The organism is Longimicrobium sp. (assembly GCF_035474595.1).
Taxonomy (GTDB): Bacteria; Gemmatimonadota; Gemmatimonadetes; order Longimicrobiales; family Longimicrobiaceae; genus Longimicrobium.
The window spans coordinates 1-13,778 of sequence record NZ_DATIND010000008.1 but is presented as its reverse complement, the minus strand read 5'-3'; the positions used below and the strand labels follow the sequence as shown (position 1 = coordinate 13,778).

At 71.2% G+C, this 13,778-nt stretch carries 12 protein-coding genes; 8 read left to right on the top strand and 4 right to left on the bottom strand.

What is annotated here, in order from left to right; all coding sequences use genetic code 11:
* The 3 genes from VLK66_RS01585 to VLK66_RS01575 form a co-directional block, all read left to right on the top strand.
* Window positions 1–719 (top strand): hypothetical protein (locus VLK66_RS01585; protein ID WP_325307307.1); only part of this gene is annotated, 719 nt, incomplete at its 5' end.
* A complete protein-coding gene (locus VLK66_RS01580) occupies window positions 716–1,567 on the top strand; it encodes a metallophosphoesterase family protein (protein WP_325307306.1) in 852 nt (283 codons plus the stop codon). The genes VLK66_RS01585 and VLK66_RS01580, both read left to right, overlap by 4 nt.
* 648 nt (window positions 1,568–2,215) lie before the next feature.
* A complete protein-coding gene (locus tag VLK66_RS01575; RefSeq protein WP_325307304.1) occupies window positions 2,216–3,742 on the top strand; it encodes a DUF1990 family protein in 1,527 nt (508 codons plus the stop codon).
* Between the two features lie 68 nt (window positions 3,743–3,810).
* Here VLK66_RS01575 and VLK66_RS01570 read toward each other — a convergent pair whose 3' ends face one another.
* Window positions 3,811–4,623: a DUF1206 domain-containing protein gene (locus tag VLK66_RS01570; RefSeq protein WP_325307303.1), complete on the bottom strand. Its 813-nt coding sequence runs from the start codon at window positions 4,621–4,623 to the stop codon at window positions 3,811–3,813.
* 241 nt (window positions 4,624–4,864) lie between these two features.
* Between VLK66_RS01570 and lpdA the strand changes: the two genes are divergently transcribed.
* Complete coding sequence (gene lpdA / locus VLK66_RS01565) at window positions 4,865–6,268, top strand: dihydrolipoyl dehydrogenase (RefSeq protein ID WP_325307302.1); 1,404 nt, start codon at window positions 4,865–4,867, stop codon at window positions 6,266–6,268.
* Window positions 6,269–6,330: 62 nt separating this feature from the next.
* Here the strand turns inward: lpdA and VLK66_RS01560 are convergent, their stop codons facing one another.
* Window positions 6,331–6,726 (bottom strand): YARHG domain-containing protein, encoded by a 396-nt coding sequence (locus tag VLK66_RS01560; protein WP_325307301.1) that lies wholly within the window; start codon window positions 6,724–6,726, stop codon window positions 6,331–6,333.
* 170 nt (window positions 6,727–6,896) lie between these two features.
* Between VLK66_RS01560 and VLK66_RS01555 the strand changes: the two genes are divergently transcribed.
* The 3 genes from VLK66_RS01555 to VLK66_RS01545 all read left to right on the top strand — a co-directional run bounded on the left by VLK66_RS01555 (window position 6,897) and on the right by VLK66_RS01545 (window position 9,851).
* The gene (locus tag VLK66_RS01555; RefSeq protein ID WP_325307299.1) at window positions 6,897–7,643 is read left to right on the top strand and encodes an N-acetylmuramoyl-L-alanine amidase; all 747 of its coding nucleotides are present in this window, start codon (window positions 6,897–6,899) and stop codon (window positions 7,641–7,643) included.
* A gap of 34 nt (window positions 7,644–7,677) precedes the next feature.
* Window positions 7,678–8,247, top strand: a complete 570-nt coding sequence (locus VLK66_RS01550; RefSeq protein WP_325307298.1) for a CAP domain-containing protein — start codon at window positions 7,678–7,680, stop codon at window positions 8,245–8,247.
* Window positions 8,248–8,405: 158 nt separating this feature from the next.
* Complete coding sequence (locus VLK66_RS01545) at window positions 8,406–9,851, top strand: M48 family metalloprotease (RefSeq protein WP_325307297.1); 1,446 nt, start codon at window positions 8,406–8,408, stop codon at window positions 9,849–9,851.
* Window positions 9,852–10,279: 428 nt separating this feature from the next.
* Here the strand turns inward: VLK66_RS01545 and VLK66_RS01540 are convergent, their stop codons facing one another.
* Together VLK66_RS01540 and VLK66_RS01535 are read right to left on the bottom strand one after the other, a co-directional pair.
* A complete protein-coding gene (locus VLK66_RS01540; protein ID WP_325307296.1) occupies window positions 10,280–10,942 on the bottom strand; it encodes a hypothetical protein in 663 nt (220 codons plus the stop codon).
* A 157-nt stretch (window positions 10,943–11,099) separates the two neighbouring features.
* Window positions 11,100–12,431, bottom strand: coding sequence for an amidohydrolase family protein (locus VLK66_RS01535; RefSeq protein ID WP_325307294.1), 1,332 nt, complete (start codon window positions 12,429–12,431; stop codon window positions 11,100–11,102).
* Between the two features lie 228 nt (window positions 12,432–12,659).
* On the opposite strand from VLK66_RS01535, the gene VLK66_RS01530 reads away from it, so the two are divergent.
* On the top strand, window positions 12,660–13,562 hold the full coding sequence (locus VLK66_RS01530; protein WP_325307292.1) for an RluA family pseudouridine synthase: 903 nt from the start codon (window positions 12,660–12,662) through the stop codon (window positions 13,560–13,562).
* Window positions 13,563–13,778: the final 216 nt, after the last annotated feature.

The following is a 13,778-nucleotide window of genomic DNA, read 5'->3' as shown; positions in this document are numbered from 1 at the left end:
CGCTCAAGGGCGCCGGCTTCCGCGCGCGGCTGGAGCAGCCGCACTGGCTGAGCAAGGCGCTCGAGGGGGACGAGGGGGAGCACTTCGTCGACGTCATCTACGGGATGGGGAACGGGCTGGCGCTGATCGACCGCGACTGGTACCGCTACAGCCGGCCGGCGATCCTGGCGGCGACGCCGGTGCGCATCGCGCCCGCCGAGGAGCTGCTCTGGCACCGGCTGTTCATCAGCGAGCGGCACCGGCAGGACATGGCCGACATCGTCCACCTGATCCTGACCATGGGCCACCAGATGGACTGGACGCGGCTGCTGGCCAAGACGGGCGAGCACTGGCCGCTGCTGCTGGCGCAGGTGCAGACCTTCCGGTACGTGTATCCCGGCTACCACTCTCAGGTGCCCAAGTGGGTGCTGCGCGAGCTGCTGGAGCGCGCCGGCCGTGACGCGCTGGTCGAGGCCGGGAACGACCACGAGCACGACACCACGCGCGGCACGCTGATCTCGCGCTTCTCGTTCGCCATCGATGTGAACGAGTGGGGGTTCCGCGACCTGCGCGACGAGTACACGGCGCGGATGAAGAGCCACCCCGAGATCCTGGCGCTGAAGGCCAGCACGGTGTGGGACGAGATGGCGTCGCACGAGCAGCAGGACGAGGGCGAGTCGGTGCCGGGCCCCGCGGGCGCCGGCGGCGAGGACCCGGAGGCGGAGGGCGAGGACGGATGACGGACGGGGCGAAGCCGGCGGAGCCGGGAAGCGACCGCCGCGGCGGTCGGCGGCGCGACGACCGGCGGCGGTCGGGGATCGTGCGCATCGCCGCGGTGGGCGACTTCCACTGCGGCGAGGAAGACGCGGGGCGCTACCGCGAGGCCTTCGCCCGCGCGAACGACGAGGCCGACGTGCTGCTGCTGGCCGGCGACCTCACGCGCCGCGGCACCCCGGCCGAGTTCCGCGTGGTGGCCGGCGAACTGGCCGAGGTGCGCATCCCCATCCTGGCGGTGCTGGGGAACCACGACCACGAGAGCGGCGAGGCGGAAGCCGGGCTGGCCATCCTGCGCGAGCGCGGGGTGCACATCCTGGACGGCGAGCCCTTCGAGCTGGACCGGCGGATCGGGTTCGCGGGGGTGAAGGGGTTCATCGGCGGGTTCGGGCGGTGGACGCTGACCTCGTTCGGCGAGCACGAGACCAAGCAGATCGTGGCGGCCACGCTGGAGGAGGTGTCGCGGCTGGAGTTCGCGCTGCGCCGCCTGTCCACGCCGCAGCGGGTGGTGCTGCTGCACTACGCGCCCATCTGCGACACGGTAATCGGCGAGCCGGAGCAGATCTTCCCGTTCCTGGGCAACGACCGGCTGGTGGAGCCCATCGACCGCTTCAAGGCGGCGGCGGTGTTCCACGGCCACGCGCACCACGGCACCTTCCGCGGCAGGACCCCGGGCGGCGTCCCCGTCTTCAACGTCTCGCACGTCCTGCTGAAGAACGAGGGCGTGGGGGAGATGTACTACCTGTTCGACGTGCCGCTCGAGAACGCCGGGGCGCCCGTCGAGGAGCCGGAGGCGGCGGCGGCGAGTGCGTGAAGAAGTGCGGAAGTGCGGAAGTGCGGAAGTGCGGAAGTGCGGAAGTGCGTGAGTGCGTGAGTGCGTGAGTGCGTGAGTGCGGCGCTCCGCGGAGCAGCAGAGGGTCACACGGAGTCAGCGGAGTCATCGGAGAGAATCTCCGGTGGCTCCGCTGGGTTTTGTGCGTTGCGGAGATGATGGGGATGAAGGGGATTATGGGGATGAACGGGATGATGGGCCTGATGGGGATCGTGGCGCGAAAATGCGACTAAAGTCACGGCTACAACGGCACGCAGTCCGCCTTCGCGGACTTCGGTGCGGGGGGCCACGCCGGCGCGCCGGCAAGGATCGCATCGGCGGCCACGGTGGTGGCAACCGCCTGATCGGTGAGGCACGAGCGAACTCGGCGCAGGCCGAGTGTGTGCCGTTGTAGCCGCGAGTTCACTCGCATTCTGGATTTATCGGATTCGCACCGAGGCCGATTAACGCATTCCACACTTCATCCACGCACTCCCGCACTCCCGCACTCCCGCACTTCCGCACTTCCGCACTTCCGCACTTCCGCACTTTCCTCATCGTACTTCCGTACTCCCGTACTTTCGTACTCCGTCCGTGGCACCCGTCCTGCACGCCGAAGCGCCCCAACCTTCGACAAGGAGTGCACACGCGATGAAAGTCCTGGTGACGGGCGGAACCGGCCTGGTGGGGAAAGCGGCGGTGGACCGGCTGCTGGAGGCCGGCCACACCGTGCGCCTCCTGTCGCGCCACGCCGACGACGACGCGCGCCAGTGGCCCCGCGGCGTGGAGCCGCACTCCGGCGACGTGGGCACCGAGGCGGCGGTCGCCGGCGCGGCGGAGGGGTGCGACGCGGTGCTGCACGTGGCCGGCATCGTGGCCGAGCGCCCGCCCGACGTCACCTTCCAGACCGTGAACGTCGAGGGCACCCGCCGTCTCGCCCGCGAGGCGAAGCGCGCCGGCGTCCGCCGCTTCGTCTACGTCTCTTCCCTCGGCGCGGAGCGGGGGCAGAGCGACTATCACAGGTCCAAGCTCGAGGCCGAGCACGTGGTCCGCGACGAGGCGCCGGCCGGGTGGCTGGTCGTGCGCCCGGGCAACGTGTACGGCCCCGGCGACGAGGTCGTCTCCCTGCTGCTGAAGATGGTGCGCGCCCTGCCCGTGGTCCCCGTCATCGGCCGCGGCGACCAGCCGTTCCAGCCGGTGTGGCACGAGGACCTGGGGCTCGCGCTGGCCCGCGCGATCGAGCGCGAGCAGCCGCGCGAGACGGTGCTGGAGATCGCCGGCCCCGACATCACCACCACCAGCGAGGTCATCGACCTGCTGGAGAAGCTGACGGGGAAGAACGCGATCCGTCTTCCCATCCCCGAGGCGCTGGCGAAGCTGGGGACGGGCGTGGCCGAGGCCGTGGGGCTGGACGTGCGCGTCACCGACGACCAGATCACCATGCTCACCGAGGGGAACGTGATCGCCTCGGGCGGCACCAACGCGCTCACCGAGGTCTTCGGCGTCACCCCGCTCACGCTGGGCGAGGGGCTGGGGCGGCTGGTGGACACCATGCCCGAGCGGCTCCCGACGGAGGGGACGGGCGCGCTGGAGCGGCAGCGCTACTGGGCCGACATCCGCGGGAGCCGGAAGAGCGCCGAGGAGCTGTTCCACCTGCTGCGCGGCAGCTTCAACGAGCTGACGCCCGACGCGCTGCTGCAGGTGGGCGTCGAGCCGGGGAGCCACGCGGAGATGAAGGAGGGGAACACGCTGACGATGGCGCTTCCGCTCCGCGGCAACATCCAGGTGCGGGTGCTGGACATCAGCGACCTGGCCATCACCTGCATCACCCTGCAGGGGCACCCGCTCTCCGGCGCCATCCGCTTCGTGTTCGAGGAGCGCCCGGGCGGCATCATCCGCTTCGAGGTGCGCTCGTTCACGCGGCCGTCGGACCTGGTGGACCTGATCGGGATGCGCACCTTCGGCAAGGTGGCGCAGAAGACCACCTGGCGCTCGCTGGTGGGCGCCATCGTGGAGCGCAGCGGCGGCCAGGGGGTGGACGGCGTACAGGAGGAGGAGACGCGGCTGCACGGCCAGGATGCCGAGGACGTGGAGAACTGGGTGGAGGAGCTGGTGCTGCGGAAGAAGCGCGAGCAGGCGCCCACTCCCGGCGGCGCCGCGCGCGACAAGGCGGCCTGACATCGAGCTTGTGCGAGACGAGACGAAGCCCGCCGGGGAGATCCCGGCGGGCTTCGTCTTTCCGTTCCTTACGGCGCGGGCTGGATGATGCGGTAGCGGGCCTTCACCATCTCGAAGAACCCGAAGGCGGCCAGGCCGACGGCGACGACGGCCAGGAGCCAGTGCCCGTGCGGCTGCTCGCGGACGGTCTCCAGCGCGCCGGCGGGCATCTTCGTCTCCCCCGGCTTGTGGTGCAGCGCGGCGCGCACCATCCACACGCCGATAATGCCGAACACCACGGCGCGCGCCGCGATCCCCACCCGCCCGGCCAGCTTGAACGCCTTCTGCACGCCCGGGCGCAGGCGGGAGACGTCGAGCTTCTTCTCCGGCTCCTTCGCCACCGAGCGGTAGAGGAGCCACGCGCCGTACCCCGCGATCCACGCGCCGACGACGATGATCGCCCAGCGCCCCAGCGGGTGCCGCATCACCGGCGCGACCCACTGCCCGGCGCTGGTGCGGTCGCCCTGGCCGTGCCCCGAGTACGCGATCGCCACCGCCGCGGCGGCCAGGCCCACGTAGATGACGGCGGTGGACAGGTAGGCCACGCGCTTCCCGATGCCCTTCAGCTTCGTCCCCTTCCGCTCCGGATCCAGCACCGACTGCACGGCGCGCCACGCCGCGTAGCCCAGCAGGCCGACGGCCAGGAGGAGCACCATCACCCGCCCCATCGGCTGGCGCGCCACCTCCAGCATGGCCCCCCGCATCGCGCCGGGGCGGCGGTGGTAGAAGGCCGCGCGCCCCGCCATCAACCCCACCACCACGTAGACGAAGCCGCGCGAGAAGTACCCCGCGCGCGCCAGCCGCTCCAGCCACGGCGCCGCCTTCCGCGCCGCGCGCTTCATGTGGCGATGTGCATCCCCCATCACATCCGACATTCGTTTCCCTTTCGCGAGGTGCGGTCGGGACGGCGGAAGAGCAAGGATCGTGACGCGCCTCCACGGACGAGGTTCGGCGCTGTCGTTGCCGCCGCCGGGGCAGGGCCGTACTTTGGGGCGTTTTCGCCGGGCCCGTCCCGGCGCCGGAGGGGAGGACGCGCCCGGGCGGCGCATCTCCCGATGCACCAGAGCTTTCCCTGAGGCGAACGTGGCGGATACTGCTTACGATATCGTGGTCATCGGCGCCGGGCCCGGCGGGTACGTGGCGGCCATCAAGGCGGCGCAGCTGGGGTTCAAGACGGCGTGCGTGGAGGAGGCCAACCTGGGCGGCGTGTGCCTGAACATCGGCTGCATCCCCACCAAGGCGCTGCTGGAGAGCGCGGCCATGATCTCCCACCTGGGCCACGCCAAGGAGTTCGGCGTGACGGTGGGCGAGATCAGGACCGACCTGGCGCAGGCGGTGAAGCGCTCGCGGCAGGTGTCCGAGCGGCTGGTGAAGGGGATCGGCTTTCTCTTCAAGAAGAACAAGGTGACCCACGTTCCCGGCCGCGGCCGTCTGGCGGGCGGCGGCAAGGTCGAGGTGACGGACAGGGACGGGAAGAAGCAGACGATCACCGGCAAGCACGTGATCATCGCCACCGGCAGCAAGCCGCGCGACCTGCCCTTCCTGAAGATCGACCACGACCGCGTGTGGGATTCGACCGACGCGATGATGTCGCAGGAGGCGCCGAAGACGCTGGCGATCGTGGGCGCCGGCGCCATCGGCTGCGAGTTCGCCGACGTGTACGCCGCGTTCGGCACGCAGGTGACCATCATCGAGGTGGCCGACCGCATCCTCCCGCTCGAGGACCGCGACTGCTCGGCCGTCGTGGAGAAGAGCTACAGGAAGCGGGGGATGAACATCCTCACGAACACCAGGCTGGAGAAGGCGGAGATCGGGAAGACGTCGGTGAAGCTGACGGTGAAGACGGCGAAGGGCGAGACGCAGACGATCGACGCGGAGCGCGTCCTTTCCGCCATCGGCCGCGCGCCGCTGACGCAGGACATCGGGCTGGAGAAGGCGGGGGTGCAGCTGGACGAGCGCGGCTTCATCAAGATCGACCGGCAGATGAAGACCAACGTGGAGGGGGTGTACGCCATCGGCGACGTGGCCGGCCCGCCGCTGCTGGCGCACAAGGGGTCGCACGAGGGCGTAGCGTGCGTCGAGGCCATCAAGGGCGACCCACACGCGGGGATCGACTACCGCAACATCCCCAACTGCACCTACTGCCACCCCGAGGTCGCCTCGGTGGGCCTCACCGAGGAGCAGGCGCGCGAGGCCGGGCACGACATCGAGGTGGGCGTGTTCCCGTGGACCGCCAACGGCCGCGCGCTGACCGCGGGCGAGACGGACGGGTTCGTGAAGGTGATCCGGGACAAGAAGTATTCGGAGGTGCTGGGCGCGCACATCGTGGGTCCGCACGCCACGGAGCTGATCGCCGAGTTCGTGGTCGGCCGCCACCTGGAGACCACGGCGGAGGAGATGGACCGCGCGATCCACCCGCACCCCACGCTCTCCGAGGCCATCGGCGAGGCCGCGCTGGCCAGCCTCGGCCACGCGCTCCACATCTGACGGATGAGCGATGGCCGTTCACGCGGAAGGGGAAGCCGGCTGCGGCTTCCCCTTTTTGCTGCTCAGTGGCGGCTCGACTGGAACTCGCGGATGAGCGATGCGTTCGCACGCTCGACCGGGTTCAGCTGGTCTTCGCGGAACCGATCCGGCGAATAGACGCCCTTGTACCACGGCTGCGAGTCGAAGTAGCTCTGGAGCGCGCGGTTCTCGAACCGCCGGCCATGCCGCGCGTAGATCTCGTTGCGCAGAACGTCCAAGTCCCACGAGCTTTTCCCCTGAAGGTCCTCGAACGTCAGCAGCCGCTCTGAGACAGGGAGCGACGAGGGGCCCATATGCGCCCGCTGCTGCTCCACGTGGTCGATCACGCGTGGGATCACGGGCCCGCTGAGCAGGGCCACGGTGATGGTGACTACGGCCCAGACCTGCCAGCTGGTTCCTCTCGGGGGAGCGTCCTCCATGAACCCTCGGCCATGCGTGAAGAGGTGATCTGAACGGGGGGAGCGACGAAGAATGCAGCGGGGACGGCGGGAGACAGCGCCCTGCTTGGCCAACCAATATTGTCGCTCGCTTCCTCATGCGACAGATTTTTGTTTCGGTGCTCCGAGGGCTTCCCATAGAACTGAATCCGATGACATCGCTGTTCTCCGGCGCCCTCCGGCGCAGCCTGATCCTGGCCGCCCTGTCTGGCGCCGCCGCGCAGTCTGCCCAGCGCCCGGCGCGAGAGCATGCGGCCCCACCCGTCATCGTCATCGATCCCGGGCATCCGTCGGAGAACGGCGTGGGCGCATCAGGCCACGGCGTGGCGGAGGTGCATGCGGCGTGGGAGGTGGCGGTGCGGCTGCGGGATTCGCTCGTCGCGGCGGGGTACGACGTGCGGATGACGAAGTCGGCCGAGCGGCAGGTGGTGCGCAACGTGGAGCGCGCGCGGATCGCCAACCGGGCCGGGGCGGCGCTGATGATCCGGCTGCACTGCGACGTGGGGAGCGGCACCGGCTTCACGCTGTACTATCCGGACCGGCGGGGGACGGCGGAGGGGCGCACCGGGCCGTCCGCGGCGGTGATGGCGCGGAGCCGCGTTGCCGCCTACGCGCTCGACAGCGCCATGGCCACGCGGCTCAGCCCCGGCCACCTGCGCGACGGCGGCGTGCTGGGTGATTCGCGCACCTTCGTCGGCGGGCGGCAGGGGGCGCTCACCGGGTCCATCTTCTCGGAGGTGCCGGTGGTCACGGTGGAGATGGCGGTGCTGACCGATGCCCATGACGCGCGCTTTATCGCATCCGCCGCGGGGCAGGCGCGGATGGCGGGCGCGATCGCGGCCGGGGTGAGGCGGTTCGCGCCCATCGCCCCGCCGGCACCGCGGCCAACGCGGAACTGACCCTATCTCCATCTTCATCTCCCTGATCCCCATCGTGCCGTTCCGGAGATCGCTCCTCGTCCTGGCGCTCGGCTGCATGGCCGCGCTGCCGGCGTGCATCGTCCAGTATCAGGTGCCCGTCGTGCGCGGCGAGGCGGCGCCGGAGGTGCGGCGGGACGGGGATTCGCTGGCGGACGCGCGCGAGCGGGAGATGGCGGCGATCCTCACGGGCAGTGCGGAGCAGCGGCGTCCGCGGCTGGCGTGGAACGCGATCCTTGCGCAGGTCGCGCGGGAGCGGGCGCGGGACATGGCGGCGCGCGGGTACTTCGCGCACGTGGCGCCGGAGGGGCTGGGCGCGAACACGCTGGTGGAGCGCGCCGGATTTGCGCTCCCGGCCGCGTACGATCACGCGCTCGCGGGGAACAACATCGAGTCGGCGGCGGAGGGGTACGACAGCGCGGCGGCGGCGTGGCGCGACTGGATGGGCTCGCCGCATCACCGCGCGCACCTGCTGGGGCTGGAGCCGCAGTTCAGCGCGCAGTCGGAGTTCGGCATCGGCTTCGCGCAGCGGCCGGGGGGCCGCGTGTACTGGGTGGTGCTGATCGCGGAGCCGGGCGGCCGCTGAGGTGGGTCGATGGATGACGAGGAGCGGCTCGCGAGGCTGGATCGCGAGCCGCTCCCTTCGTTTCGCCGAGCCGCGGGCATGCCGGGATGGCGTCAGATCCGGCGACGGCGGCACGTTCTCCGTCGCACCCAAATGTTTCCCACCGTCCATCCGGATCGATGACGATTCGCTTCCTGGCGCGCGTGCTTCTCTGCGCCTCGCCGATGCTCGCCGTGGCCGGCGGCCTCCACGCGCAGAGCGAGACGGACCTGCCGCCGCTCTCCGCCACCGACGAGCAGGTGGGGCGGCTGGTGGAGATGCGCGTCACGAACGAGGCCGTGGGCGGGTACCACGACGTGCTAATGGATCTGCGGATGCAGCAGGTGGTGAACGGGCTGCTGGGCCCCTCGCGGCTGGAGGCGCCGCGCCCGCACTTCCTGATCCTGGACTCGCCGGTGCCGAACGTCTTCGGCGCGCCGTACGAGACGCTGTTCATCACCCGCGGCATGCTGGAGCAGCTGCGGGACGACGATGAGCTGGCGGTGGTGCTGGCCCACGCGATCGGCCACCAGGCCGCCGGGCACGACCGCTGGAGCCCGGGGCTGCGCGCACGTCTGGCCGCGATCCGCGTCTCGGACGCGCTGCTCGGGCCGGGGTTCGCGTCCGCCACCGAGGAGCCGCTGTCGTTCCAGGGGCTCGGGCTGCGCTTTCTCCTCCGCGCGTACACGCCGGCCGAGGAGCGCACAGCGGACAGCATCGCGGCCACGCTGTTCGCCGGGTCGCCGTACGCGGCGCGCACCGGGGCGGGCGTGCTGGAAGCGCTCGCGCGGGACGAGGCGCGCGACCTGTTCCCCGCGTTCGCGCGGACGCATCCGGCGTATCCCGGACGCGCGGAACGCCTCGCCGCCGCGCCACCGCCGTCGGGAGCGCCGCGCGCGATCCGCCTCACGCTGCCGCTGGATTCCACGCTCTTGGGATTCATCGCCGGCGAGCGCGGGTTCCTGGGGTTCGTGGCGGGCGGCGCGTACTACCGCGTGCGCGAGCCGGCGCGGATCGGCCTGCCGCCACTGTGGACCGCGCGGATGCTGGGCGGCTACCTGTCGGCCACCTCGCCGGCGGCGCACGCGGTGCTGGTGCTGCGCGGCGTGGCGGCCGAGGGCGCGGAGGGGCTGGCGCAGCAGTACCAGGACATCCCCGGCGGCGCGCGGCGGATCGCGCCGCTGGCGTTCCAGATCGACCGGAAGCCGGTGTTCTGGTGGCAGGACGCGCTGCCGGGCGGAGGGACGCGCATCGTGGCGTTCTTCGAAACCACGGGCGTGGGATGGCAGATCACGGGCATCGCCGACGCTGCGGGCGTGCAGGAGCTGCAGCAGGCGGTGCAGTGGATGATCCGCGAGGCGCGCGCCCCCATGCCCGGCGAGACGCCGCCGCAGCCGCGGCTCGCGCTGCTGGCGGTGCAGCGCGCGGCCACGCTCCGCGAGCTGGCGGCGCCGTTCGCGCGCGAGGACGTCCCCATCGCCGCCATCGCGCGGCTGAACCGGCTCGATTCCGGGGCCGTCGTCCCGGCCGGCACGCGGCTACGGATCCCGGTCGTCGCCTCCGTCGCGGACGAATCGCAGCGCTGACCGGGGAGGATGAAGAGGCAGCGGCCGGCCGCATCCCGCGCGGCCGGCCGCTTCGCATCTCCATCCCCCAACCCCTTTCCGGCGATCATAACAAATCCGGCGGAAGTATCATACCGGATCTGGCAATCATCTGTGCATTACAAACGCCACAGAGAGACGTCATCCTGAGGCCGGCCACGCCGTCGTTGCCCTCCGCACAAGCGGTTGAAGGCCGAAGGATCTATAGGCGAGGTCACACGTGAGCTTCCGGATTGCACGATCGATCGACGAATTCGGTATCAGTGCACCTCGCCGAATCACGTGCTGCGGCGACGATAGATCCTTCGGCCTGCAACCTCTCGTGTAGATGCGGTTACGGTGTGGCCGGCCTCAGGATGACGTCGGGCTGATGCGGCGAGGATGCACGAACTGAATTCCCGGATTCGGGGTCAGAATGCGATCGTGCCGTCGCCGGAGCGCGCGCCGTCCAGCAGGCGGGCGGCGAGCGAGCGCATCCGCTGCTCGGCGTCGGCGTATTCGGCCGAGGCGCTGGAAACCTCGCCGCCCGGCGCGAGCCAGCGGATCATCCGGCCGTCGTCGAAATAGAACCGCTGCTCCTCCAGCCGCTGCGGGCCCGACGGGAGCAGGCGGTCGACCGTGTAGAAGAGGAAGAAGAGCCGGCCGCCGTCGTAGTACGCCTGGTACGCGGTCCGGTTGCCATTCGCGAAGATGCGCGCGCGGACCTTGGGGATTTCGCCGCCCGACTGGTAGATCGTGGCGTACGCGCTGTCGCCCGCCAGGCCGGAGATGTCCTTGCGGCTTTCACCCAGCCGCCCGCCCTCGACATCGCCTTCGACCTGCTGGAAGCGCGCGCGGATGCGCAGCACCGCCGCGGCGGCCGTCATCCGCTCGCCGTTTGCGACGGGGCCGCCCGCCGGCGAGGTGAACTGGTTCTCCACGCCCTGCGCGGAGGCCGTGCGCGGCCCGCACTGCCGCTGAGTCGTCTCCAGGCCCAGGGCGCAGCGGACTTCCGGAACCACCAGCACGGCGGCGACGGAGCTCACGAACGCCAGCAGGAGGGCGATGAGGGTAGCCAGGCGGGACGCGTTCATCGGTCGTTCTCCCGAACCCTAAAGATGCCGGCATCAACGGGACCAACATAGGGACCGCTGGCCCGAAGCGGAACTTTTTCGTGTCCGGACGCGGGACGCCGCCCGCCGGAACGCGTCCGGCGGGCGGCTCGTCATCTCCCCTTCCGCTGCTGCGGGATCAGCGGCGCGGCTGCGGCTCCTTGTAGACCACGCCGTTCTTCATCACGAACGTGGCCGTCTCCAGCGTGCGCACGTTCTGCATGGGGTCGCCGGCGACGGCGACGACGTCGGCCAGCTTCCCCGGCGCCAGCGTGCCGATGCGGTTCTGCCACCCCAGGAGCTTCGCGGCGTTGCTGGTGCCGGCGACGATCACCTGCATGGGCGTCATCCCGCCCCACTCGGCCATCAGCGTGAACTCGTGGCCGTTGGCGCCGTGCGGGCCCACGCCCGCGTCCGTCCCCAGCGCGATGGGCACCCCCGCCGCCACGGCGATGCGGATGGCGCGGCGCATGGCGGCGCCCGCGTCGCGCGCCTTCTGCGCGCGCAGGCCGGTCAGCACGCCGCGGTCGGCCGCCGCCACCACCGTCTCGCCCGCGGAGAGGGTGGGGACCAGGAAGGTGCCGCGCGTGGCCATCATCCGCGCGCCCTCCTCGTCCAGGAACGAGCCGTGCTCGATGGAGCTGACCCCGGCGCGCACGGCCATCCTGATCCCCTCGGCCCCGTGCGCGTGCGCGGCCACCGGGCGCTCCAGCTTGTGCGCCTCCTCCACCAGCGCGTTCATCTCCTCCTGCGTGAACTGCGGCACTCCCACCGCGTCGCCCTCGCTCAGCACGCCGCCGGTCGCGCACATCTTGATCACGTCGGCGCCGTACTTGGCCTGGTAGCGCACGGCCGCGCGCACCTGCTCCAGCCCGTCGGCCACGCCCTGGCGGTAGTCGGTGTCCATCAGCCCCGGGCGGAAGCCATTCTCGTCGCAGTGGCCGCCGGTGATGCCGATGGCGTGCGCCGCCACCTGCATCCGCGGGCCCACCGCGTATCCTCCGTCGATCGCGGTGCGCAGCGCCACGTCGTCGAAGTTGGGCGATCCGAGGACGCGCACGGTGGTGAAGCCGTTCATCAGCGTGCGGCGCGCGTTCTCGGCGCCCAGGATGGCGCCGAACGAGGGGAAGTCGCGCACGGCGGCGTCGTTGCTGCCGGGGTCGTTCAGCGCGCGCCCGATGATGTGCACGTGCGCGTCGATGAACCCCGGCAGCAGCGTGGCGTCGCCCAGATCGATCACCCGCGCGCCGGCCGGCTCCGTGACCGCGCCCTGGCGGCCGACGGCCACGATGTGGTCGTCGGTCACCACCACCTCGCCGTTGGCGATGGGCGCGGCGCCGGTTCCGTCGATGACCCGCGCGGCGCGGAGCACCACCGTGCCGGTGCCCTTCACGGGATACGAGGCCTGCGCGTGCAGCGCGGGCGCGAGCAGCGCCGCGGCGGCGGCCGCGGCCAGGGTGGTGCGGATCAACGGGTCCTCCGTGGGTCGGATTGGGCCGGAAACGGCGGGTGATTCAGGGAGATGGGGAGAGATGATGATTCCCGCGCGCGCCGGCGGCAAGGTGAGGCGGAGATGGAAATCGGGCGCGCGGCGTGGATACTATCCGCCGGGCACGCCGCCAGCGAGGGATGGACGCGGAATGTCGCGGCCCCGATCTTGTGGCGGGGGCGATGGGATTCACCACGACGGCGGGGGACGATGACGCAGCGGTGGCTGGAGCACACGGTGGCGGACGACGAGGCGGGGCGCACGGTGCAGGAGGTGCTCACCGGGCCCATGCAGGTGTCGCGGCGGATGATCCAGAAGCTCACCCGCGCCCACGGCATCCTGCTGAACCGCAAGCCCGCGTTCCTGGCCCGCAAGGTCAGGGCGGGCGACCTGATCGCCGCGCGCGTGGGCGTGGACGAGTACACGGCGCTGCAGCCGGTCGACATGCCGCTGGCCATCGTGCACGAGGACGAGGACGTGCTGGTGATCGACAAGTCGCCCTTCGTGCTGGTCCACCCCACCTCGCCCGGGCAGACGGAAACGCTGTCGCACGGGATCGTGCACCACTTCGAGCGCAGCGGGGTGAAGGCGAAGGTGCGGCCGGTGCACCGCATCGACCGCGACACGTCGGGGCTGGTGCTGTTCGCCAAGAGCGCCGTGGCCCACGCGCGGCTGGACGCGCAGCTGCGCGAGGGCGGCATCGGGCGCGTGTACCAGGCGCTGGTGGACGGCGTGGTGGCCGACGACGCGGGCGAGATCGACGCCGCCATCGGCCGCGACCCGCGCCAGCCCAACCTGCGCACCATCCGCCCGGGCGGCGAGCCCGCGCGCACCCGCTTCCGCGTGCTGGAGCGCCTCGCGCGCGCCACGCTGCTGGAGCTGGAGCTGGACACCGGCCGCACGCACCAGATCCGCGTGCACATGGCGCACGCCGGGCATCCCGTGCTGGGCGACCGCCAGTACGGCCGCGCGGGGCTGTCGCTCATCAAGCGCCAGGCGCTGCACGCGTCCCGCCTCTCCTTCACCCACCCCGCCACCGGCGAGCACGCCACCTTCGACGCCCCGCTCCCGCCGGACATCGCCGCGGTGATCGAGCGGTTGCGCGCGGGGTGATCGATCTGAATTCTGCCGCGATTCCCCGGTATGATGTCATCCTGAGTCGAACACCGCGCTGCGCGCGACCACGGCGGATGAAAGGAGATTGGTCGTGAGCGCTGATGCCACAGAATGAGCGGATCAGCCTCGCGCAGTTTGCGAGGCTTCCCGTAGTTGTTGCTGCGACTTCAGTCGCCGGTGGGGGGCCAGGCCGCGAACTTTCTATTCAGGCCG